Below are 24,604 nucleotides of genomic sequence, written 5' to 3'. Positions count from 1 at the left end.
GGCATACACTCTGTGCAGAGGGTGGTGACCAGTTCGGCGGCGGAACGAAACATTTCCCCTGGAACGGTGATGCCGATAAACTGCAGGCTGCCAAGAACAAAATGGATGCTGGTTTCGAGTTCATGCAGAAAATGGGCATCGAATATTACTGCTTCCACGATGTTGACCTTTGCGACGAGGCCGATACAATCGAAGAGTACGAAGCAAACCTGAAAGCCATCGTTGCATACGCCAAGCAAAAGCAGGAGGAAACAGGTATCAAACTGTTGTGGGGTACTGCCAACGTATTCGGTCATGCACGTTACATGAACGGTGCCGCCACCAATCCCGACTTTGACGTTGTGGCCCGCGCTGCCGTTCAAATCAAGAATGCCATTGACGCAACAATCGAACTGGGCGGTTCGAACTACGTGTTCTGGGGTGGACGCGAAGGCTATATGTCTTTGCTGAATACCGACCAGAAGCGCGAAAAGGAACACCTTGCACAGATGCTGACCATTGCACGCGACTATGCCCGTGCACGCGGCTTCAAAGGTACGTTCCTGATTGAGCCGAAGCCGATGGAACCGACCAAGCATCAATATGACGCAGACACGGAAACGGTTGTCGGCTTCCTGAAGGCCCACGGTTTGGATAAAGATTTCAAAGTGAACATCGAAGTGAACCACGCCACACTGGCAGGCCATACTTTCGAACACGAACTTGCCGTGGCAGTAGACAACGGTATGCTGGGTTCTATCGATGCCAACCGCGGTGACTACCAGAACGGCTGGGATACAGACCAGTTCCCTATCGACAACTACGAGCTGACACAAGCCATGATGCAAATTATCCGCAACGGCGGCTTCGGTGACGGCGGTACAAACTTCGACGCCAAGACACGCCGTAACTCTACCGACCTTGAGGACATCTTCATTGCTCACATCGCAGGTATGGACGTAATGGCACGTGCATTGGAAAGCGCAGCCAAACTGCTCGAAGAGTCTCCTTACAAGAAGATGCTTGCCGACCGCTACGCTTCTTTCGACAGCGGCAAGGGTAAGGAATTCGAGGAAGGCAAGCTGACACTGGAAGATGTCGTAGCCTACGCAAAAGCTAACGGCGAACCGAAACAGACCAGCGGCAAACAAGAATTGTACGAAGCAATCGTAAATATGTATTGCTGATAAATAGCGGTTAGTGGTTAGCGATGAGTGATTAGCGATTATTGGTTAGTGATAAAAGATGGGGAATAAGCAATTATCACTAAATTACTGACCATTAATCACTCATCACTAATCGTTCATCACTAACCGCTCATCACTAACTCCTAACCACTATTATCATGAATTATACAGAAAAAGGCAGCAAGCTCTATCTCTTTTCGATTGTGCTCGTGGCTGTCATTGGCGGTCTGCTTTTCGGCTACGATACGGCAGTTATCTCCGGCGCAGAAAAGGGACTTCAAGCTTTCTTCATGGGAGCCGATTTTGAATACACAGACGCGATACACGGCATCACATCATCCAGCGCATTGATAGGCTGTATCATAGGTAGCGCCGTTTCCGGCTTTTTCGCTTCCGGATTGGGCCGCAAAAACTCTCTCTTTTTGGCAGGTATCCTGTTCTTCTTGTCGGCGCTGGGTTCCTATTATCCCGAATTCCTGTTCTTTGAACATGGCGTTCCTTCCTATTCTCTTCTGGTGGCTTTCAATTTCTACCGTGTCTTGGGCGGTATAGGTGTGGGGCTGGCTTCCGCCATTTGTCCGATGTACATTGCCGAAATCGCTCCGAGCAACATTCGCGGAACACTGGTATCGTGGAATCAGTTTGCCATTATCTTCGGTCAGTTGGTAGTTTACTTTGTCAACTTCCTTATTCTGGGCAGTCATGCCAATCCGGTGATAGACCTCGTTAACGGAGTAAATCAGATAATGAATCCCGAAGCTGCCGCATGGACCACGGAGACGGGGTGGCGTCTGATGTTCGTCAGCGAAGCCGTTCCTGCCGGACTGTTTGCTCTATTGGTGTTGCTGGTGCCGGAAACGCCGCGTTATCTTGCCATGTGCGGTAAGGACGAAAGGGCGCTGAATGTGTTGAGCCGTATCAACGGCTCTTCTCAGGCAAAGGTAATCCTTGCGGAAATCAAGGCAACTACCGAAGAAAAGACAGAAAGACTCTTTACCTACGGTTGGATGGTTATCTTTATCGGTATCATGCTGAGCGTATTCCAGCAGGCTGTCGGCATCAATGCCGTGCTTTATTTCGCTCCGCGCATATTCGAGACGATGGGCATGGCCAATCCGATGGTACAAACCGTGCTCATGGGCGTTGTCAATATTCTCTTTACCTTGCTGGCTGTGTTCACGGTTGAAAAATGGGGACGCAAACCGCTGCTTATTTCCGGCTCTGTCGGTATGGCGATAGGAGCTTTCGGTGTGGCTATGTGCAACGTCGTAACCGGACTGCCGGCAATAATATCCGTTATCAGCATCATGGTTTACAGCGCTTCGTTCATGTTCAGTTGGGGACCTATCTGCTGGGTACTGATTGCCGAAATCTTCCCGAACACCATCCGTGGCGCTGCGGTAGCCATTGCGGTGGCATTCCAATGGATTTTCAACTTTATTGTTTCGTCTACTTTCCTGCCGATGTACAATATGCGTCTCGGGGAGATGGGCGATAAGTTCGGCCATATGTTTGCATATGCCCTTTATGGGATTATCTGCGTGGCAGCCGCCCTCTTCGTGTGGAAGCTCGTACCCGAAACGAAAGGCAAGACGCTGGAAGATATGACCAAACTTTGGAAGAAAAAGAAATAAGTCCGCAGGAACTTCAATCTGGCAGAATATAAAAGGCTGTGCAGTTCATCTGAAAGAAATTGCACAGCCTTTTGTGTCTGAAGTCCCGGACTTTTGGTGCCTACCACCCGGTGGTACGGCTCATACCATTAGGTGGTACGACGACTTTCACCTAATGGTACGGCGTGTACCTTACTAAGGTACGGCTCGTACCAAAGCGTGGAATAAATTGGTACACGTATCTGTTTGATTATAAGTAAACTGTTTGTCACCGTAATATGTCCTTTATCCGTTCGAACCGTCCGTCCGTCTTTTCCGGAACAATTTGCAGAAGATGCGACAATAGCGGGTAGATGTCCACATTCACAAATCCTCCGGATATGTAACCTCTCTTGAAATCAGGTCCGATGGCCCGAAACATAACCTGCATGTCGGGGCTTTGGGGAAAATATCCGTGAGCGCCTTTGGTGTCGCGTGCCACGTCCGTAAACTGCCAGCCCAGTTCCGGAGCCACTACGATATCGCCTATACGGTCGCTGCTGCCATAATGCAGTTCGGCGGGAATCTCTTCTTTTTTCCACACACGGATGTGAGCCGCTTTTTTCAGAGCATTGCAGATAGAGTCGCGGTATTCCGGTTTCGAGAATATGGAAGTTGGTGTACGTCCGTCTATCACTTCGCACCATTCCGGTTTTACATAATCGTTTATGTTGACAACCCGTTCGGGACTGATGTCGGTCATGCCGTGGTCCGACGTGACGATAAGATTGATGTCCCCGCCGAAAGGAAGAGCTTCTATCTTTTTTCTTAATACCCCCACAAGGCTGTCCATGTGTTGGACCACCGCACCGGTAGGCAAACTGCACGGGCCGTTGTGATGCCCGCTTCCGTCGGGCTCTTCAAAATATAGCATGATGAGTCTGGGACGCTCCGGTTCGGGCTTTTGCAACCAGGTGAGCACCGTGTCTATCCGTTGTTCAAAAGTCAGAAAAGGCTTGGCGTTCCAAGGTCTGTAATAAGTGGGATGAGACTTTTTAATCGCAATGTCCGAGCCTACCCAATACATATTACCGGTTTTTATGCCTTGTTTCTGAGCCGTTATCCATATCGGTTCCCCAAAATAGTATTCCGGGTTGTTGCGGGTGGCGGAGTCGCCCATGGAATACTGGCGTCTGTTCTTTACATCCCAAAAAGTATTGTTGATTATGCCGTGATGGTCGGGAACCAATCCCGTGGCCAGCGTATAGTGATTGGGAAACGTAGAGGCAGGATAGGAGGGAAGCATCACGGCCTTTACCCCGTCTGCCGCCATGCGGTCCAGGTTGGGAGTCTTATACATGTCGGGATAGTCCCAGCGAAAACCGTCGAGTGAAACAATAACGGTGTAATGTGTTTCGGGAGTTGCCGCATTCAGCGATAGCAAAAGCAAGGTGTTGAATGCCAGTGTAATAAATCTTTGCATGTCTCAATCTATGTTTAACGTTTACAGAGATAAATGTTGTTTTGGCAGCAAAGGTAGGAAAAAATCATATCCCATAGGGATTAATGTATAAGTAAAACTGTAACTTTGCACCGTTTTAAACTCAGGTATAACACGAAAATTATGGACGAAATTAAAATTAATAAGGTACAGATACGTAACCTGCAGATAGAAGATTACGACCAGTTGGCACAATCATTCACACGCGTTTATTCGGATGGAAGCGATGTTTTCTGGACGCACAAGCAGATAGAGAAACTCATCCGCATCTTTCCGGAAGGGCAGATTGTAACGGTGGTCGATGAAAAGATAGTGGGGTGTGCACTCTCCATTATCGTGAATTACGACGATGTGAAGAACGACCACACCTATGCCCAGGTTACGGGCAAGGAAACTTTCAATACGCACAATCCCAAAGGAAATATCCTTTACGGCATCGAAGTGTTTATCCATCCGCAATACCGCGGACTGCGCCTGGCACGCCGTATGTACGAATACCGCAAGGAAATCTGCGAAACACTGAATTTGAAAGCCATCATGTTCGGCGGGCGCATCCCCAACTATCATAAGTATGCCGACCAGTTGCGCCCTAAGGAATATATAGATAAGGTAAAGCAGAAGGAGATATACGACCCGGTGCTGACGTTCCAGTTGAGCAACGACTTCCATGTACGCAAGGTGATGCGCAACTATCTTCCCAACGATGAGGAATCCAAGCATTATGCCTGCCTGCTGCAATGGGACAATATCTATTACCAGGCACCTACACAGGAGTATGTAAGTCCGAAAACGACGGTGCGCGTCGGTCTGGTGCAGTGGCAGATGCGTACTTACAAGACGCTGGACGATTTGTTCGAGCAAGTGGAGTTCTTCGTAGATGCCGTTTCCGACTACAAGAGCGACTTCGTTCTCTTCCCCGAATACTTCAATGCGCCGCTGATGGCCAAATTCAATGACGAGGGAGAGTCGGAAGCCATCCGCGGACTGGCGGCTTACACCAACGAAATCAGAGAGCGGTTTGTGAAGCTGGCCATCAGCTACAACATCAATATCATTACGGGCAGCATGCCGCTTATCAAGGAAGAGGACGGACGTTTGTACAACGTAGGTTTCCTTTGTCGCCGCGACGGAACGTACGAAATGTACGAAAAGATACACGTCACTCCTGACGAAATCAAGAGCTGGGGATTGAGTGGCGGCAAATCCTTGCAGACGTTCGATACGGACTGCGCCAAAATCGGTGTGCTGATATGTTATGACGTGGAGTTCCCGGAACTTTCGCGCATCATGGCAGACCAGGGCATGCAGATACTGTTCGTTCCTTTCCTTACCGACACACAGAACGCCTATTCGCGCGTTAAGGTATGCGCCCATGCCCGCGCCATCGAAAACGAGTGTTTTGTGGTCATAGCAGGCAGTGTGGGCAACCTTCCCCGTGTACACAACATGGACATACAGTATGCCCAGTCGGGTGTGTTCACCCCCTGCGACTTCGCTTTCCCTACCGACGGAAAGCGTGCCGAGGCAACTCCGAACACCGAAATGATTCTGGTGTCCGATGTGGATCTGGACTTGCTCAACGAACTGCATACCTATGGCAGCGTCCGCAACCTGAAAGATCGCAGAAACGACTTGTATGAAGTGAAAATGAAGAAGTAAAGCGAGAGACGTGGGCGGCTCATCTTAAAATTATCCGCTCAAAAATCTCTTTTCTCTAACTTTTTTGTAAATTTGCACCCTTAAAATAAAGAGGAAAGCACCGGAAAAGCCTTTCCGGGCTATCTTCAGGAAAAATAGTAAATCGTAAATAGTCAAATCGTAAATATCAAGATGGGTAAGAAGTTTGCCGAATATTCAAAGTTTGACCTTTCGGAAATAAACAAGGAAGTGTTGAAGAAATGGGACGAAAACCAGGTTTTCGCCAAGAGTATGACAGAACGTGAAGGTTGTCCTTCTTTCGTGTTTTTCGAAGGACCGCCCTCGGCCAATGGCATGCCGGGTATTCACCATGTAATGGCGCGCTCCATTAAGGATATTTTCTGCCGCTACAAAACCATGAAGGGCTTCCAGGTGAAGCGCAAAGCCGGCTGGGACACGCACGGGCTTCCTGTGGAACTGGGTGTGGAAAAGGCGCTCGGCATCACCAAAGAAGATATTGGCAAGACTATTTCCGTTGCCGAATACAATGCCGCCTGCCGCAAGGATGTAATGAAATTTACTAAGGAGTGGGAAGACCTTACCCACAAAATGGGTTATTGGGTGGATATGCAGAATCCCTACATCACCTATGACAACCGTTACATCGAAACGCTGTGGTGGCTGTTGAAGCAACTTCACAAGAAAGGACTCCTTTATAAAGGATATACCATACAGCCGTATTCACCGGCTGCGGGAACAGGCTTGAGCTCGCACGAGCTGAACCAGCCCGGTTGCTACCGCGATGTAAAGGATACAACCGTAGTGGGACAGTTCAAGATGAAGAACCCGAAACCCGAAATGGCGGAGTGGGGTACTCCTTATTTCCTGGCATGGACTACGACTCCGTGGACACTGCCCTCGAACACCGCTCTCTGCGTAGGCCCGAAAATAGACTACGTGGCCGTACAGACCTACAACGGCTATACGGGCGAGAAGATGACCGTGGTACTTGCCAAAGCATTGCTCTATACTCACTTCAATAAAAAAGCGGAAGAGCTTGCATTAGAGGATTATAAGCCGGGAGACAAGCTTATCCCGTTCAAGATTGTAGGCGAATACAAAGGTCCGGACCTGGCAGGAATGGAATACGAACAACTCATTCCGTGGGTGAAACCGGTAGAGGTGGACAACGACGGCAATTGGAGCGTCAGCGACAAAGGCTTCCGTGTAATCCTCGGCGATTATGTAACCACGGAAGACGGTACGGGTATCGTACACATCGCTCCCACATTCGGTGCGGACGATGCTTTCGTAGCCCGTGCGGCAGGCATTCCTTCCCTGTTCATGATTAACAAGCGCGGCGAGACCCGTCCTATGGTGGACCTCACCGGTAAGTTCTATCTGCTGGACGAACTGGACGAAAGATTCGTAAAAGAGTGTGTCGATGTAGACGCCTACAAAGAATACCAGGGACGCTGGGTGAAGAATGCCTACGACCCGCAATTCACCGTCAACGGTAAGTATGACGAAAAAGCCGCTCAGGCCGCCGAGACTCTCGACATATATATATGTATGATGATGAAGGCTGCCAACCAGGCATTCAAGATAGAGAAGCACGTGCACAACTATCCGCATTGCTGGCGTACGGACAAACCGGTGTTGTACTACCCGTTGGATAGCTGGTTTATCCGTAGTACCGCCTGCAAGGAGCGTATGATAGAGTTGAACAAGACCATCAACTGGAAACCGGAAAGTACCGGTACGGGACGCTTCGGCAAGTGGCTGGAGAACTTGAACGACTGGAACCTGAGCCGTTCGCGCTACTGGGGTACTCCGTTGCCTATCTGGCGCACGGAAGACGGTGACGAAGAAAAATGTATCGAATCCGTAGAGGAACTTTACAACGAGATAGAGAAATCCGTTGCCGCCGGACTGATGTCATCCAATCCTTATAAGGACAAAGGTTTCCAGCCGGGCGTGTACACGCAGGAAAACTACGACAAGATAGACCTTCACCGTCCTTATGTAGATGATATTGTCCTTGTTTCCAAAGCCGGCAAACCCATGAAGCGCGAATCGGATTTGATTGACGTATGGTTCGACTCCGGCTCCATGCCGTATGCGCAGATACACTATCCGTTCGAGAACAAGGAACTGTTGGACAGCCACCAGGTATATCCCGCCGATTTCATCGCAGAAGGTGTGGACCAGACACGCGGCTGGTTCTTTACCCTGCATGCCATCGCCACAATGGTGTTCGACAGCATATCCTATAAAGCCGTCATATCGAACGGTCTGGTACTCGACAAGAACGGCAACAAGATGTCCAAGCGTTTGGGCAATGCCGTAGACCCGTTCTCTACCATCGAGAAATACGGTTCCGACCCCTTGCGCTGGTACATGATTACCAATTCTTCTCCGTGGGACAACCTGAAATTCGATGTAGACGGAGTGGAAGAGGTGCGCCGCAAATTCTTCGGAACCTTATATAATACGTATTCTTTCTTTGCCCTCTATGCCAACGTGGACGGATTTGAATACAAGGAAGCTGATGTGCCCATGGCGGAACGTCCGGAAATAGACCGCTGGATTATCTCCGTGCTGAACACATTGGTGAAGGATGTGGATAACTGCTACAACGAATACGAGCCTACCAAAGCCGGACGACTGATTTCGGACTTCGTGAACGACAATCTCTCCAACTGGTATGTCCGCCTGAACCGTAAACGTTTCTGGGGCGGCGGCATGACGCAGGATAAGCTGTCCGCGTTCCAAACGCTCTATACGTGTCTGGAAACCGTAGCCAAACTGATGGCGCCTATTGCTCCGTTCTATGCCGATATGCTCTATTCGGACCTGACGGCAGCTACCGGACGCGACAACGTTGTCTCCGTTCATCTGGCAAAATTCCCCGAATGCAAGGAAGAGATGATAGACAAGGAGCTGGAAGCACGCATGCAAATGGCACAGGACGTTACTTCTATGGTATTGGCGCTGCGCCGTAAGGTGAACATCAAAGTCCGCCAACCGCTACAGTGCATCATGGTTCCGGTAGTGGACGAAGAGCAACGCGCCCACATCGAAGCCGTAAAAGCACTTATCATGAACGAGGTGAACGTAAAGGAAATCAAGTTTGTGGACGGTGCAGCCGGTGTGCTTGTGAAGAAAGTGAAGTGCGACTTCAAGAAGCTGGGCCCGAAATTCGGCAAGCAGATGAAAGCCGTTGCCGCAGCCGTTGCCGGAATGCCGCAGGAAGCCATTGCCGAGCTGGAAAAGAACGGTTCCTATACGCTGAATCTGGACGGTGCGGAAGCCGTAATCGAGACATCCGATGTGGAAATCTTCAGTGAAGACATTCCAGGATGGCTGGTGGCCAATGAAGGCAAGCTGACTGTAGCTTTGGAAGTTACCATCACCGAAGAACTTCGCCGCGAGGGTATTGCCCGCGAATTGGTGAACCGTATCCAGAATATCCGCAAGTCGAGCGGCTTTGAGATAACGGACAAAATAAAGATTACATTATCAAAAAATCCGCAAACGGATGATGCGGTAAATGAATATAAAGACTATATTTGTAACCAGGTTTTAGGAACATCACTGACGCTGACGGACAATGTGGAAGGCGGAACGGAACTCGAATTCGACGATTTCAGACTGTATGTAAGCGTTGTGAAAGAATGAATTATTAATACTAACGATTAAACACGTAAAGTTATGGCAGAAAAGACAAGATACTCGGATGCGGAATTGGAAGAATTCCGCGCCATTATTCTGGAAAAGTTGGAGTTGGCGCAACGCGACTATGAGTTGCTGAAAGCCAGCCTGACAGGTGCGGACGGTAATGACACCGACGACACATCTCCAACGTACAAAGTGCTGGAAGAAGGGGCAAACACCTTGTCCAAGGAAGAAACGACCCGTCTGGCACAACGCCAGTTGAAGTTTATCCAAGGATTGCAGGCCGCTTTGGTACGCATCGAGAACAAAACGTATGGTATCTGTCGCGAAACAGGCAAGCTGATTCCTGCCGAACGTCTGCGTGCAGTGCCTCATGCTACATTGAGCATCGAAGCTAAAAACAACGGCAAGAAATAAGGATGAAGAATTTTTTCACGAAAGGGCGGATAGCCTTACTCGTTATTTTCTCGGTATTGATTATCGATCAGGTAATCAAGGTGATTGTAAAGACGCACATGTATTGGCATGAGAGCATACGCATCACCGATTGGTTTTACATTTATTTTACCGAAAACAACGGTATGGCTTTTGGTTTGGAGATATTCGGGAAATTGTTCCTTACTTCATTTCGAATCGTTGCGGTAGGAGTGATAGGCTGGTTCCTGTACAAGTTCATAAAGCATGGAATGAAAACAGGGTTTATTGTCTGTGTCTCGCTCATCCTGACGGGTGCGCTGGGCAATATCATCGACAGCGTATTCTACGGAGTGCTGTTTAATGAAAGCACCTATTCGCAACTGGCAACCTTTATGCCCGAAGGCGGCGGATACGCTCCGCTGCTTTACGGTAAAGTGGTCGATATGTTCTATTTCCCTATTATCGAAACAAACTGGCCTGCGTGGATGCCGTTCATAGGTGGAGACCATTTCATCTTCTTCAGCCCGATTTTCAACTTTGCCGATGCGGCAATCAGTTGCGGTATCATAGCGCTGTTGCTCTTCTACAGTAAGTATTTGAATGATTCCTATCATGTTATAAAGAAATCATGAAAAGGAAAAGACGGATTCAATGGTATTATAGCGTAATCCTTCTGGCGTTCGGTCTGACGGCATGTCAGGTTAAAAGACCTGATACGGTTATATCGGACGCCAAAATGGAAAACGTACTTTATGACTTCCACATTGCAAAGGCAATGGGAGAGGAGGTTCCTTACAGCGAAAGTTATAAGCGTGTGCTGTACATTGAATCGGTTTACAGGAAACACGGCATTACCCAGGCCGACTTCGATACTTCCATGGTGTGGTATGCCCGCCATCCGGATGCCCTTACAAAAGTCTACGAAAAAGTAAACCAGCGGTTGAAAGCCGAGAGGGACGGTATCAATCATTTAATAGCCTTGCGCGACAACAAGCCCAAAGAATCTTCTCCGGGCGACAGTATAGACGTATGGAGAGGCCGGCACATCTGTTATCTTACCGGAACTCCGATGGATAACAAACTGACTTTCACACTTCCTTCGGACACCAATTTCAAGGACAGAGATACGCTGCGTTGGACAGTCCGTTTCCGTTTCCTGAACGGAACACCCGACAGTCTGCACGCACCTTTAATGGCAATGCAGGTTCTTTATGCCAAAGATACGCTGAACGATATGCTCAAGGTAAAGCAATCGGGCACGGAGACTATTTCTTTATTTGCCGACACATTGGGAGAAATAAAAGAAATACGAGGCTTTATCTATTATCCTGCACAGCAATCCACACGGGATGTGTTGGCAGACCGCATCAGCCTGATGCGCTACCACGCAAAGGATACCTTGTTCAAGGCTCCGGCAGATAGCCTTGAGGCAGGCGACAAAGAACTGAAGAAAGAACCCGTTCCGGGCAAACCGGCAGAACTGAAGCGGCAGAGTGAAGAGAAAGATACTGTCCGTCAACGCTCTGAAAGGCGTCCGCGTCCAAGATTGCGCCAAACCACTGAAAAACAATGAAACGTTTCGCTTCACATTTTTTATTCCTGCCCGCATACGGTTATCTCAAACAATATGCGATAGAGACGGAAGAGGGGATGGTTGTACGTTTATTTCCATTGACCGAAGAGATAGAAAATGTGGAATGGCTGCCGGGAGCAATCGTTCTTTTAACGCAAAACGAGTTGAAAGAACCTGACACAATTTTCTCCTTGACAAACGCTTCTCGGAATTTATTAATAACTCCGCCATCCTTTATTGACGGAAGTTGCGGACTAATGCCTATCTATTTCCCTAATTTTGACACTACAACATTGCTGCCTGCCGCCGGAACTCGGCACAAACTACTGCGGTAGCAATGGCAACATTCAAAGATTCGGAAGTTTCGCGTTCTGCCGGATAATTGGGAATGTACAGTTTCCGGTTGATGAGCCGTTTCACTTCATCTCCTATGCCGTTGCCCTCATTCCCCATTACTATCAGTCCGTACGCCGAAAGCGGTTGTGTATACATGTTTTCTCCATCCAGGAAAGTGCCGTATACCGGTATGTCTTCCAGTGAAGCAATAAGTTCGGGCAGGGAAATATAATGCAGTTTCACCCGTGCGATGCCGCCCATGGTAGCCTGTACGGTTTTAGGATTGTAGACATCCACCGTGTTGGGCGAACAGAAGATATGTTCGATTCCAAACCAGTCGGCAAGGCGGATGATTGTTCCCAAATTGCCGGGGTCCTGCACATCGTCCAATGCCAGGCAAAGGGAGCGGCTTATGACGGAAACATCCACAGATTCGTCCGGCTGTTCGAACACGGCGAGTACCTGTTGGGGAGTTTTCAGCAGGCTGGCGCGCGAAAGTTCCTCTTCGGAAACTTCGGTCACATCTTCCACAGCCAAATGCCTGTGGGCGGAAAGCCATTCGGAAGTTGCAATCAGGAAGCGGCAACGGAAGTGCCCCAGCAAATCTCCTACCAGTTTCGGGCCTTCTGCCAGGAATACTTTATCGGCTTTGCGATTCTTTTTCAATTCCAGTGAACGGATATATTTAATGCGATTCTTGCTCAGTGCCATAAGTTGTTCGGTTTTATTTGGCAAAAGTACATGATTATTTCTATATTTGCAGTATTTTATGCGCAATTAATAACTTAGTATGAAGAAAGGCTTTCGCTACGCACTATTTGCTACCGCCGTACTCTTATTCGCTTCATGTTCTGCCACGAAATATGTGCCGGAAGGTTCATATTTGTTGGACGAGGTGCGCATACAGACGGACAACAGGGAAATCAAGCCTTCAGGCCTATCGATGTATGTCCGCCAGAATCCGAATGCCAAATGGTTCAGCCTGATAAAAACACAGTTGTATGTCTATAACTGGTCGGGCAGAGACTCTGCACGTTGGATAAACCGTACTTTGCGGCGCATAGGGGACGCTCCGGTCATCTATAAGGAAGAAGAAACGAAGCGCTCCGGTGAGGAAATGAAAAAAGCCGTACAAAATATGGGCTATATGAGCGCCACCGTAGAGCCGGTTATACAAATAAAGAAGAAGAAGCTGAAGCTGACCTATAAGGTGTCCAGTGGAAAACCTTATAAGATTCGTTCTCTTAAATACGATATCAGAGACGGGAAAATCAGGGAATATATGCGGCAGGATTCGGCAGGTACTTATCTGACGGAAGGAATGTATTTCGATGTAAACCGTTTGGATGCAGAACGTCAGCGCATTACGGACAATCTTCTTCGTAACGGATATTATAAATTCAATAAGGAATATATTTCTTACACGGCAGATACGGTGAGGAATACCTACCAGGTGGATGTAACCATGCATCTGGCGCCTTTTCGGCAGCACAATGACGATAGCCCGCAAAATCATCGGCAGTACTACATCAACAAGGTAAATTTTATAACGGATTATAATGTGTTGGAATCATCTGCTTTGAGCAGCATAGAAATCAACGACTCCGTACATTACAAGGGTTTTCCCATATATTATAAGGATAAACTTTATTTGCGCCCGAAGGTGCTGACTAATAATCTGAATATTGTGCCGGGCAGTTTGTACAACGAACCGGATGTGCAACGTACCTATTCCAATTTCGGACGTTTGCAGGCATTGAAATATACCAATATCCGTTTCTTTGAAACGCAGGTAGGCGATACAGCCAAATTGAATGCCTACGTAATGCTGACAAAGAGCAAATACCAGTCCGTATCATTTGAATTGGAAGGAACCAACTCCGCAGGAGACTTGGGAGCTGCCGCATCCGTATCATTTCAGAACCGGAATATGTTCAAGGGTTCCGAGACTTTTATGATAAAGCTGCGGGGGGCTTACGAAGCGGTATCTGGCTTGCAAGGCGGATATAACCACGAGGACTATACGGAATTAGGGGCGGAAGCAACGATCAACTTTCCGCGGTTTCTCTTTCCGTTTCTTTCCAACGACTTCCGGAGGAAGATACGTGCTACTACGGAATTTGGCGTACAGTATAATTATCAGATACGTCCGGAGTTTTCACGCATCATTGCTTCTGCCAATTGGAGTTACAAATGGGGATTGCAACGTCAGCGTGCTCAGCATCGCATTGATTTGCTGGATATCAACTACCTGTATATGCCTTCCATTTCGCAGGAGTTCCGCGACAAATATTTGAATAACGAACAGAACTATATTTTAAAATACAACTACGACGACCGCCTGATTGTCCGCACAGGATACAGCTATACATACAATAGCGCAGGACAAGCCCTGATGAATAATGCAATCATCGGCAACTCATATTCTATTCGCTTTAATTTTGAGTCTGCCGGTAATCTTCTGTATGCTTTTGCCAGAATGACAAACATGAAGAAGAATGAAGACGGGGAGTATTCATTGCTGAGTATCCCATTCGCACAATATGTCAAAGGGGATTTCGATTTTGCCAAGAATATCGTTATAGACAACCGCAATTCCATTGCATTCCATGTGGGAGCCGGCATAGCCGTTCCTTACGGCAATGCAACGATTGTGCCTTTTGAAAAGCGTTATTTCTCAGGTGGTGCAAACAGTGTACGCGGCTGGTCGGTACGTGATTTGGGCCCCGGTGTGTTTCCCGGTGACGGAAACTTCATGAATCAGTCGGGAGATGTTAAGTTGGATGCAAGTATCGAATACCGCACACGCCTTTTCTGGAAGTTCAGAGGAGCGATTTTTGTGGATGCGGGCAACATCTGGACCTTGCGCGATTACAAAGACCAGCCGGGCGGGAAGTTTGAATTCAATAAGTTCTATAAGCAGATAGCCGTAGCCTACGGATTGGGCCTACGGTTGGATCTGGACTTCTTTGTCCTGCGCTTTGACGGTGGTATGAAAGCTGTCAATCCGGTGTATAACACTAAAAAGGAGCATTTCCCTATTATACATCCTAAATTCAGCCGCGATTTTGCATTTCATTTTGCGGTAGGATATCCATTCTGATGCCAAGCGGATATCCGTCTGAAAAAACTAAAGGCTGCGCGGTTCTTTGACGAACATTGCGCAGCCTTTCTGTTTTATCTTGTTTCAACTCTTAACGTGCAGCGTAATAGGTATTGACCATAGTTGCCTGACGTGCAGCAGATACTCCCTGCGCATCCAAAGTAACGGTCAGGTCTTCACCGTTTGGTAAAGTCATCTGTGCAGTACCGTCATTGTTAATCTGCAAAAGTTCAGTGCTGACGCCTTCTGCAACTACATTCCAGGTATTCAAATCTTTATCGTAAATTAATTCCATAGATGCGGTTTCGCCTTCTTTTGTAATGGAATAACCGTTCTCAAGAGTTTCTACCAGATAGTTTCCGTTTTCGCCTTTTACTTTCTTTACCTCACCAATGCTTGCCATAGGGTTGCTTCCGCTCCAGAATTCAATAGAATTGATAACCAAAGCATCTGCCAAATAGCATATACCATATACCGGAATGATATTGAATGCCAGGTAAACAAGCTCATTGACAAATTTATTTCCAATACCTTCGTTCCAACTCAACAGCTTGCTATGCAATCCGAAAGAACCGATACATGAACTGAAAAGAAAAGCACCGCATACCATTACAGTTGCAGCCAATTTCAAATTGAACTTTTTCATAATAACTTTCTTTTATTTTACTGTATTTTATTGAGATAAAATCTCAATATTTATATATACTAGTGCAAATATAACCATTTTTATAACATAGACATTAAAAAAGCTGGAAAAAACAGTATTCTGTAAAATAAAAGAGCCTTATTTATTTCTATTTGCGAGAAAGAGATTGGGAAATCCAGCGGTCTACGGCAAATTTTCCCGGTCCTATAATATACATCAATACAAATACCACCAAATAAACAAATGCAAGTTCTTTTACCGCAAACGGATCATTGCCATGAACAATGAAGAATGCCACACACATCGTAAATATCATAGGAATCATTGCCAATCTGTATAAGAAGCCTATGATGAATGCCATTGAGCATGCCAGTTCGCCAAAGATGGCCAATCCCAGAGAAAGGGGACTGCCGATGCCGAGAGGGTCGGGGAACACCGTAGAAAGTTCCTGATAGTTTGCCCATTTATCAATACCGTGATTCATCATCAGAATACCGAATACAATTCTGACTACTAATAATATAACAGATATAAAAACGCCATTCGGATTGGTAGGAAATAAAAATCGTTTTAACATAATCATTCGTTTTTTTAAGTTGATATATGTTCTTAACAAATAAGAATGAATAAATGTTTATTTCCGTCGCTTCTTTACGCCCACAATACTTTAAGGAAATAACAGACATTAAATAGGAAGAAACGGAAACAAAAAGCCCCGTAACATTGTTGTAACATGAATTATTTACAACTAACTTTGTTTCGAGGTTTTCTTAATAATAGAGAATGAACACAAAATTAAAAGGATGTCTGTTATCTTTAATCTTGTTGGTGACTGTAACTGCTGTGCATGCACAAACACGTTTGGCAGAAGCAAATACTTCGGCAGACATGGATTCTGCCATCATTCTTGATTCTGTTCCTGTAAAGCGGAACTTTTTCAGAAAATTTCTGAATTATTTTAACGATGCCAATAAAGAAAAGAAAAATAAGAAATTCGATTTTAGCATTATCGGCGGACCGCACTACTCCAGCGATACCAAATTAGGGTTGGGACTGGTGGCTGCGGGGCTTTACCGTTCCGACCGGAACGATACGATTCTGCCGCCTTCCAATGTTTCATTGTACGGAGATGTTTCTACGGTAGGCTTCTATCTGTTGGGAGTACGTGGAACGCATTTGTTTCCTCATGATAAGTATCGTTTGAACTACAATCTGTATTTCTATTCTTTTCCCAGTCTGTATTGGGGTGCAGGATACGACAATGGTGCCAACAGTGACAATGAGAGCGATTATGACCGCTTTCAAGCACAGATGAAAGTGGACTTTATGTTCCGGTTGGCACGTAATTTCTACGTAGGTCCCATGGCTGTATTCGATTATGTATACGGACATGGTTTTGAAAAACCGGAACTGTGGGAAGGCATGAGCACGCATACTACGAATCTAAGTGTAGGTTTATCGTTGCTTTATGATTCGCGCGACTTCCTGACAAATGCGTATAAAGGATACTATTTGAGGATAGACCAACGTTTCAGTCCGGCATTTTTGGGAAATAAACATGCTTTCAGCAGTACAGAACTGGATACGAGGTATTATCATACCATATGGAAAGGCGGCGTTCTGGCGGGACAGTTTCATACACTGCTCAATTACGGAAATCCACCTTGGGGACTGTTGGCAACTTTAGGCAGTTCGTATTCCATGCGTGGCTATTATGAAGGGCGTTATCGTGACAAATGTGCCATGGATGCTCAGATTGAGCTTCGCCAGCATGTATGGAAACGAAACGGAGTGACTGTATGGGTAGGAGCGGGAACTGTTTTCCCAAAGTTTTCCGAGTTTGACGTGAAGCATATTCTTCCTAATTATGGCTTCGGCTATCGCTGGGAATTTAAAAAGAGGGTGAATGTACGTTTGGATTTAGGGTTTGGCAAACATCAGACCGGATTTATATTTAATATCAATGAAGCTTTTTAGAAAAATTCAAAAATGGTTTGAAAACCAAGAGAACTTGTATTACTTGTTCCTGATAATTCTGATAGTACCCAATATCGTACTATGTTTTACTGAACCTATGCCACTTGTGGCGAAGGTGTGCAATGTATTGCTTCCATTCTCCATATATCACATGATAATGAGTTGGTCGGGAAATTGTGGCAAGACTTTTTGGATATTGTTTCCTTTCCTGTTTTTTGGAGCATTCCAGATTGTATTGCTATATCTTTTCGGACAGTCTGTTATTGCAGTAGATATGTTTCTCAATCTGGTGACAACAAATCCCGGTGAGGCTTTGGAATTGCTGGACAACCTGATTCCCGCCATTATTATTGTTGTGCTGCTATATATACCGGCGCTGGTTTTGGCTGCGGTGGCCGTCAGCAAGAAACGGAGACTATCGGAAACGTTTGTTCGCAGAGAACGTAAACGTGCCCGGATAACGGTCATTGCAGGAATTCTGTCATTGGTAGCTGCTTATCTGTTTGATGCCCGTTATGAATTGAAATCGGATTTGTATCCGGCAAACGTATGTTATAATATTGCACTTGCCTTCCAACGTACTGCACAGACGCAACACTATGCGGAAACCTCTAAAGATTTTACTTTTCAGGCAAAAACCACCCGTCCGGAGAAGAATAGGGAAGTTTATGTTATGGTAATCGGAGAGACATCCCGTGCCGCTAACTGGTCTATTTACGGGTATAACCGCAATACGAATCCGGAACTTACCAAAATAAAAGGATTGACAGCCTTCTCTCATGTACTGACAGAATCCAATACTACGCACAAAAGTGTCCCTATGCTGATGTCTTCGGTTACGGCGCACGACTTCAATTCCATCTATCGGCAAAAAGGAATTATCACAGCATTTAAGGAAGCGGGCTACCGGACTGCTTTCTTTTCCAATCAACGCTATAACCATTCTTTCATCGATTTCTTTGGAAAAGAAGCCGATATATGCGATTTCATTAAAGAAGATACAGGAGATGGCGGTTACAACCCTTCGGACGATGAACTTTTGAAACTGGTAGCCGCCGAGTTGGCAGAAAATGCTTCCAAGCAATTTATCGTTCTCCATACCTATGGTTCCCATTTTAATTATCGGGAACGCTATCCGGCGGACAACGCTTTCTTTTTGCCTGATTTTCCGGTAGATGCAGAATTGAAATATAAGGATAATCTGATAAATGCTTATGATAATTCTATTCGGTATACAGATAATTTTCTGGCTCGTCTCATCCGGATGTTACAGGAACAGGACATAGATACGGCAATGCTTTATACCTCAGATCATGGAGAGGATATCTTTGATGATGACCGCCACCTTTTCCTGCATGCTTCACCCGTTCCGTCCTATTATCAGATACACGTGCCTTTTCTGGTATGGATGTCCGACAATTATCGGAAGAATTATCCGGATCTTTTTAAAAATGCAGAGATAAACCGACAGAAAAATATTTCATCCAGTGCGTCTTTCTTCCAGACGATGCTGGAATTAGGTGGCATAGACACACCCTGCCGAAACGATTCATTGTCTGTGATAAATGCTTCATATACCGAAAAAAACAGAGTATACCTCAATGACCATAATGAAGCCCGTTCATTGAACGATATAGGAATGCGTGAAGAGGATTTTACCATGCTGCAAATGAAAGGGATAGTATACAGGTAAAATCAATATGCCGATTACTAAAACAGCCAAGCACCATTCGAAATTTCAGACGAATGATGCTTGGTTCTGTTATTTTATGAGCATTGCCGTTGGAGTATCACCAATCACCGCTTACGTGACTCTTTCCTATTAGGGACTCTATTTTCAGTTTGTAGTCATTAACTCCCTCTGCAATGTTTTTTCCGGCATCTGCCGTTCCCATTCCGTATGCGATAACAGGTGTCTGCCATACCATTCCGGCATGTAGGGCACTTGCCTGATAAGGTCTTAACAGTTCATCCATTGTAAAGTTGTTTCTTCCCCCACTGCGATATGCACTGTATTCGGAACCGGTAGTGACCGTTACCAATAATGCCTTTCCTGCCACAGCCGGAGTTTTAGCCAAATAAGTAAATACCTCATCCTGCCATTTCTTCAACAAGGAAGGAGCCGACATCCAATATAACGGAAATTGAAACACAAGAGCAGATGCCTGCGATATAATCTTGCTCCATAAATCAATATTATAGGCATCTTCCGGACGCATTTCATATAAATTGTATATTGCCACTTCTTCCATTTCTTTAACAGCATCCATTAATGCCTTATTGGCTTGCGAACTTTTAATGTCGGGATGTGCCAAAAGAATCACAACTTGTTTTATACCTTTATCCATATAGAGTATATTTTTTATAAATTAGAAATAGCTGCCTATTGATTACAAAAATACTAAAACATAGATATATAACAAAAAAGTTGTGTCAGTGTTTTGACGCCTTTTCACGATACCGGCATTATTCTTAATTTGAAACAAGCAGAATAATCCAAATCTGCTTTTTAGTTAGAATGTACCGGAGGGAATAGGTAACGGCTTCCCGGATTCATCATATAGTTCCGTAACGGTGAGAATTTTATATCCATATACATTCTGTATCTTTTTGACGCATTTCAGTTGCCTGTTTTTATAGTATTCTTTGGCAAATACCACTTCTCCGCCTTTTATATGCCCTTCTTCCTGTATTGTACCGTCTTCATAAAACTGACGATAGTCACGCTTGAAGTTTTTGAAATCAAGATTATATTCTTCTTTCATTATCTTGTCCGTTCCGGGATAGAACTCCTGTATGCTCTTCACCGACAGGTCCTCATTATAGTAGTACCGTTCTAACGGATAGCTATTCTTGTCAAATTTCACAGAATAATATGGCATTTCCGTATAATTTTCCTCTCGGACAAGTTTCCCGTTTTCATCCCATTCCTGCCACCGGCCGGTTTTTTCGCCTTTCTCTGTGTAATGCTCTATACATTTCGGCTTTCCGCTCAGTGCCCAGGTTTCCTTATATTCGCCTTTCTTGCCGCGCCATCCCCAAGCATACCCCTCTCTTATAAAAGGCGGCATATCAGTACCGCCTTCTTCATAGATGCGGAAAGGACCATGCTGCATACCTTTGCTGTACGAAACGAACGTGATTAATTGACCGTTATTGTCAAATGTTCGTTGTTGTCCGTCCACTTCGCCATTCTTGTAGTCCCATTCCGTTCTTCCTATCCGGTTGTATTCTATCATCAACCCGTCTATCTTTCCTTGTTCGTTCCAGACACATTCTTTCTTCACAGTGCCGTCTGTATAGTATTCATACCCTTTTCCCCTTAGTATACCTTTTACATAGGTCAGCTTCTGTACAAGATGATTGTCTTCATATTTTTCATATAATCCATCGAGAATGCCATCCTTGTTGAAATGTGCTATCGTGTAAGATCTGTAGCTTAATATAATCCGGCACTTTCCATGTAGTGGAGTACGGTCACATATATTCCGCCATTGGTATGTGAAATCTCCCAATGGAACTTGTTCCACATCGTCAATATCCAGCGGCTCTTGTGCAAAGAGCATACTCCCGCAAATTGAAAGGAGCAGCAGAGATAATAGTCTTTTCCTCATAAGCGTTGAATACTTTATATTTTTCACTGTCTAATTTATTCTTATGGTTTTTATAATCTCCTGAACTTCGGATTCAGAACTGTCATCAGATGTTGTGGAAGTAATGATGAAGTTTTCCAGTGTCTCCTCATTCATATGGATAACAATATTCTGATTTATATGGATACTTCCACCGCCTGCTACAGCGCATTCCATCTTTCCCGAAATCCTTTCGAATGTTTTTCCATGAATATTTATGTTTTCTGACCGGGACTCTTTCATGGAATTAATCAATAAATCATACATATGTTCCATTGCTCCCTTAGAAGGAGCTTTGATGTAGCTGACGGTTAAACTGCTGACACCATGTCCTCGAAGTTGCAATATCTGTTCCGTATCGGATTTTCCTATTGTTTCCCAAGTTGACGGATATTGGCAACTGAAGCCACAGCTATTATTTATGTATTCTTTCATTCCATTGCCCAGATCTGTTTCACTTCCGGTGAAAGTGGAAACATCCGTTGTATTTTGCGGCATATAGTACGAGGTGTTGGGATCTGTTTCAATAGTATCTTTTTCAGAAGAAACGCTTTGTGCGTATTCTTCAAGTGTACCATTCTCCCACATCTCCCTGATTTCTATAAAATCTGCTGGCAGGTTGGATGTCTGTCCTGCAAAAAGTGCCGCAAAGATCAGCACAAAAGAAATTTCCGTAATCGATATAAAGAGGGTAGAGGTTCTCTTCGTTGCAAACCGGTCAGTCAGCAAGTATATGATGCCTAATATGATTCCGGACACAAGTCCGCCAATATGGGCGGCATTATCTATGTCCTCTGCTCTTGCACCGGACATAAGGTTATAGAATACAAAGAAACCGATACTGTATAACAAGGACTTGCGTTGCCCTTTTTCTATCCTGTGATGGAACACCAGATAAGAAAGGAATATTCCATAAAGTCCGAATATCGAACCGGAAGCTCCGGCGCTTATGCTTTCAGGGTGCATTGCCAAGCTGGCAAGAGCCGAAAACAATCCTGTCAGAAAATATGCGCTTATAAGTCTCCTTCCGCCGATAAGCTGTTCCAGGAATATTCCGATATACAGCAGTGCGTACATATTCATAAGAACATGAATCACTCCTATATGAATGAAATTACAGGTAATGGTCCTCCACCAGTCACCGGTAAGTGTAAGGGGACCGAAATCCGCTCCCCATTTTATGATGGATATTCCTGTGGGAGCAAGCAGACTCACTCCGCATATCGACATGATGACAAATAGGGCAATATTGATATAAACAAGCAGGGGTGTTGCCATATTCCCTTTACGGATTGTCAGTATTGAACGTAAGGAAGCATTCGCTTTTTCATCCATGCTTATGGAACTATCCCCGTTTTCTTCAAAAGCAGAAAAATTTCTACATGTGTTTTCTCTGTGTGTATCGACAATATATGATACATTCTTCATCTTGTCCAATAAAGGAATGATGCCATTGGCTTGTTTGAACAGAACTTCTTCCGTATATACAGGAACCAGTTGGTAAATAGCCACAGAATCTCCATTGGGCAGTTGACAGTTTTCCGCACCTTTGTCCCGTTCTTCGGGAATGGTAAGCAACATGGATGTCATGAGAGTATCATCCTGCAACGGTGTACCATCGGACAGCGAATGCCCACATGCAAGCCAGGAATTCCCTTGTTGAAGCCATGAGACACATTGCAAAAGCCAGTCAATCGGCCATGAGTCTTCTGTATTCCATGTTGGTGGCATACACATACAGAATTCACACCTCGAAGGAGTTGCTTTATCCGGCACCGGCATAACAGAAGCACCTGCTCCACATGTTACCAATGTATAGCAGTCAAACCTGCTTGTTGGTTCAACAATGAGGATTTCCACTCCTGACGGTGAAACAATGTTTTTTGTGATGCCTTTAATACCTCCATAGAAGTGACGGATATGAGCAATGACAGTATTCTTTTCTTCCGGAGTATATGCACACGTGGTTTTATTTACAGTATCGGCTTCCGTCGGAGAGATATTATGAACATTTTGCAACTGCTGCATGGTAGCTGTAAGCTTATTAAGGTTCTGCTTGTTCTTTCCCCAGTCCATGAACTGCATGGATGTGCATATGCTTGTAGCAAGAAGTTGTCCGTCCTTCCCGTCTGTTACAGAAAGAATAACCTTTTCTTGCCACGATCTAAAACTTGTAGGCGTATAAAAATCTGATTTATCACGTTTTATACTGCCCGCTTGCCAACCGAGAGATTTGGATGCCTCAATGGCAAGAAGCATCAGCTCTTCGGATGAATATCCGGCTAACTCTATTGTCCGCTCATATTTCGGTCTGAATCCTGTTGCCATAATTAAATTATATAAAATAAATGTAAACACAAGTTATAATATATTATTGCTTGTGTTATTCTTTTTCTTGTGCTACATATATGATATATGTCCTATAATTGAAATTATAAATAGAAGAAACCGCATTTCATACAGACAAGACAGATATGCGGTATCTGTGAAAAGCCGGTTTCTTACTAAAGTAGAGTTGTAAAAAAGTTGTTTACCAAACGTGTTTTCTCCACGGGCTGTTTTCATGTGTCAGCAATTCATCGGCAGTACTTTTCATTACAGAATTGTATGCACTTTTTCCTCCCCACAAGGAACGTCCAATAACATAGCTCATAGCCATATCATTCCACGAAGAGAATGCCGAATGTGCCATGTCGTATGCCACATCTATGTATCTCCAGGCATCCGCTTCGGAGATGTAGTCCATTTCGCAGCAAGCACGGGCAAGGAAGCAGATTCGTCCCGCATCCCAACCGGCAACGCCATAACGCTTTAAATCTTCCTTGCTCACAATCACTTTGCAGGAAAGCAGTTCCTCATAGGTTTCCTGCAAATTCTGAAATTGCATGACAATCTTGTCGTAATCTTCTTGAGAAGTCATGTTCTGCTGAAAGATTTCATCTTGTTCTTCCGGTTTGTCCAGTAGGAATGCTTGGTAGACAAAGGGAAAATAATACCGGTATCCTTTTTGGCAAAGATAGTCCAGTTCTTTCCGGGCATCTTCCGTAGTCTCAATTCCCCACCATTCTCCAAGTATTTTGGGAAGCATATCGGGAATACCGGTTTCTATCGAGTTTTGATATGCTCCTTGCTGAGAAGCATACATAGCACCGATGGCAATCTTCTTGCATTGCTCGTCGGTCAATCTTGATTTAGGGTTCAGACATACGCCTTTAAAAGACCTGCGTATTTTTCTGATAAATGAATATGCACTTTTCCCTTTCTTGAAAAGCCAGGCCCCACCCACAACAGCAGCTATTGCAGCGGATATCCAAAAATTGTTGTCCATATTATTTCATACTTATA

Annotated in this window: 19 protein-coding genes; 11 read left to right on the top strand and 8 right to left on the bottom strand. The window is 45.3% G+C overall.

Translation table 11 applies throughout. The annotated features are described in order from the left end of the window. Window positions 1-1,166, top strand: a 1,166-nt coding sequence (gene xylA, locus AB5903_RS13865) for a xylose isomerase (RefSeq protein ID WP_368117951.1), incomplete at its 5' end; no start/stop codon positions are given. A 158-nt stretch (window positions 1,167-1,324) separates the two neighbouring features. Further along, a complete protein-coding gene (gene xylE, locus AB5903_RS13860) occupies window positions 1,325-2,800 on the top strand; it encodes a D-xylose transporter XylE (RefSeq protein WP_005654110.1) in 1,476 nt (491 codons plus the stop codon). A gap of 247 nt (window positions 2,801-3,047) precedes the next feature. On the opposite strand, the gene AB5903_RS13855 is transcribed toward xylE, so the two are convergent. After that, on the bottom strand, window positions 3,048-4,241 hold the full coding sequence (locus tag AB5903_RS13855; RefSeq protein WP_005654111.1) for an ectonucleotide pyrophosphatase/phosphodiesterase: 1,194 nt from the start codon (window positions 4,239-4,241) through the stop codon (window positions 3,048-3,050). Window positions 4,242-4,382: 141 nt separating this feature from the next. On the opposite strand from AB5903_RS13855, the gene AB5903_RS13850 reads away from it, so the two are divergent. The 6 genes from AB5903_RS13850 (at window position 4,383) to AB5903_RS13825 (ending at window position 11,900) form a co-directional block, all read left to right on the top strand. Further along, entirely contained in the window at window positions 4,383-5,918 is a 1,536-nt protein-coding gene (locus AB5903_RS13850; protein WP_005654113.1) for a carbon-nitrogen hydrolase family protein, read from the top strand. 171 nt (window positions 5,919-6,089) lie between these two features. Beyond that, window positions 6,090-9,578, top strand: a complete 3,489-nt coding sequence (gene ileS / locus AB5903_RS13845; protein ID WP_005654116.1) for an isoleucine--tRNA ligase — start codon at window positions 6,090-6,092, stop codon at window positions 9,576-9,578. Between the two features lie 33 nt (window positions 9,579-9,611). After that, window positions 9,612-9,992, top strand: coding sequence for a TraR/DksA C4-type zinc finger protein (locus AB5903_RS13840; protein ID WP_005654117.1), 381 nt, complete (start codon window positions 9,612-9,614; stop codon window positions 9,990-9,992). 2 nt (window positions 9,993-9,994) lie between these two features. Beyond that, window positions 9,995-10,624, top strand: coding sequence for a lipoprotein signal peptidase (locus AB5903_RS13835; RefSeq protein ID WP_005654120.1), 630 nt, complete (start codon window positions 9,995-9,997; stop codon window positions 10,622-10,624). Then, the gene (locus AB5903_RS13830; RefSeq protein ID WP_005654121.1) at window positions 10,621-11,565 is read left to right on the top strand and encodes a DUF4296 domain-containing protein; all 945 of its coding nucleotides are present in this window, start codon (window positions 10,621-10,623) and stop codon (window positions 11,563-11,565) included. The genes AB5903_RS13835 and AB5903_RS13830 overlap by 4 nt, the downstream gene beginning before the upstream one ends. After that, window positions 11,562-11,900: a hypothetical protein gene (locus tag AB5903_RS13825; RefSeq protein ID WP_368117950.1), complete on the top strand. Its 339-nt coding sequence runs from the start codon at window positions 11,562-11,564 to the stop codon at window positions 11,898-11,900. The genes AB5903_RS13830 and AB5903_RS13825 overlap by 4 nt, the downstream gene beginning before the upstream one ends. On the opposite strand, the gene AB5903_RS13820 is transcribed toward AB5903_RS13825, so the two are convergent. Further along, complete coding sequence (locus AB5903_RS13820; RefSeq protein WP_005654122.1) at window positions 11,851-12,612, bottom strand: RNA methyltransferase; 762 nt, start codon at window positions 12,610-12,612, stop codon at window positions 11,851-11,853. The genes AB5903_RS13825 and AB5903_RS13820 overlap by 50 nt on opposite strands. 79 nt (window positions 12,613-12,691) lie before the next feature. Here AB5903_RS13820 and AB5903_RS13815 point away from each other — a divergent pair, with 79 nt between their 5' ends. Further along, complete coding sequence (locus tag AB5903_RS13815; protein ID WP_368117949.1) at window positions 12,692-15,004, top strand: BamA/TamA family outer membrane protein; 2,313 nt, start codon at window positions 12,692-12,694, stop codon at window positions 15,002-15,004. A gap of 91 nt (window positions 15,005-15,095) precedes the next feature. Here AB5903_RS13815 and AB5903_RS13810 read toward each other — a convergent pair whose 3' ends face one another. Together AB5903_RS13810 and AB5903_RS13805 are read right to left on the bottom strand one after the other, a co-directional pair. After that, window positions 15,096-15,650, bottom strand: coding sequence for a DUF3332 domain-containing protein (locus AB5903_RS13810; protein WP_005654124.1), 555 nt, complete (start codon window positions 15,648-15,650; stop codon window positions 15,096-15,098). A gap of 148 nt (window positions 15,651-15,798) precedes the next feature. Then, complete coding sequence (locus AB5903_RS13805) at window positions 15,799-16,227, bottom strand: DoxX family protein (protein ID WP_022103419.1); 429 nt, start codon at window positions 16,225-16,227, stop codon at window positions 15,799-15,801. Window positions 16,228-16,433: 206 nt separating this feature from the next. Between AB5903_RS13805 and AB5903_RS13800 the strand changes: the two genes are divergently transcribed. Both AB5903_RS13800 and AB5903_RS13795 read left to right on the top strand, forming a co-directional pair. After that, window positions 16,434-17,627 carry a BamA/TamA family outer membrane protein gene (locus tag AB5903_RS13800; RefSeq protein WP_368117948.1) on the top strand — a complete coding sequence of 398 codons (1,194 nt, stop codon included), beginning with the start codon at window positions 16,434-16,436 and terminating at the stop codon, window positions 17,625-17,627. Then, window positions 17,614-19,320: a lipid A phosphoethanolamine transferase gene (locus AB5903_RS13795; protein WP_272710819.1), complete on the top strand. Its 1,707-nt coding sequence runs from the start codon at window positions 17,614-17,616 to the stop codon at window positions 19,318-19,320. Before AB5903_RS13800 ends, AB5903_RS13795 begins: the two co-directional genes overlap by 14 nt. A 97-nt stretch (window positions 19,321-19,417) precedes the next feature. Here the strand turns inward: AB5903_RS13795 and AB5903_RS13790 are convergent, their stop codons facing one another. The 4 genes from AB5903_RS13790 to AB5903_RS13775 form a co-directional block, all read right to left on the bottom strand. Continuing rightward, the gene (locus AB5903_RS13790; RefSeq protein ID WP_272710818.1) at window positions 19,418-19,975 is read right to left on the bottom strand and encodes an NAD(P)H-dependent oxidoreductase; all 558 of its coding nucleotides are present in this window, start codon (window positions 19,973-19,975) and stop codon (window positions 19,418-19,420) included. 165 nt (window positions 19,976-20,140) lie between these two features. Then, complete coding sequence (locus AB5903_RS13785) at window positions 20,141-21,241, bottom strand: toxin-antitoxin system YwqK family antitoxin (protein ID WP_060384959.1); 1,101 nt, start codon at window positions 21,239-21,241, stop codon at window positions 20,141-20,143. Between the two features lie 30 nt (window positions 21,242-21,271). After that, entirely contained in the window at window positions 21,272-23,587 is a 2,316-nt protein-coding gene (locus tag AB5903_RS13780) for a rhomboid family intramembrane serine protease (RefSeq protein WP_272710817.1), read from the bottom strand. Window positions 23,588-23,789: 202 nt separating this feature from the next. Beyond that, entirely contained in the window at window positions 23,790-24,587 is a 798-nt protein-coding gene (locus AB5903_RS13775) for a DUF1266 domain-containing protein (protein WP_272710816.1), read from the bottom strand. Window positions 24,588-24,604: the final 17 nt, after the last annotated feature.

The sequence above is a fragment of the Bacteroides sp. 2201st1_D9_2201SCRN_220225 genome, from assembly GCF_040928965.1.
Lineage (GTDB): Bacteria > Bacteroidota > Bacteroidia > Bacteroidales > Bacteroidaceae > Bacteroides > Bacteroides stercoris.
This window is presented reverse-complemented; position numbering and strand designations above follow the sequence as displayed.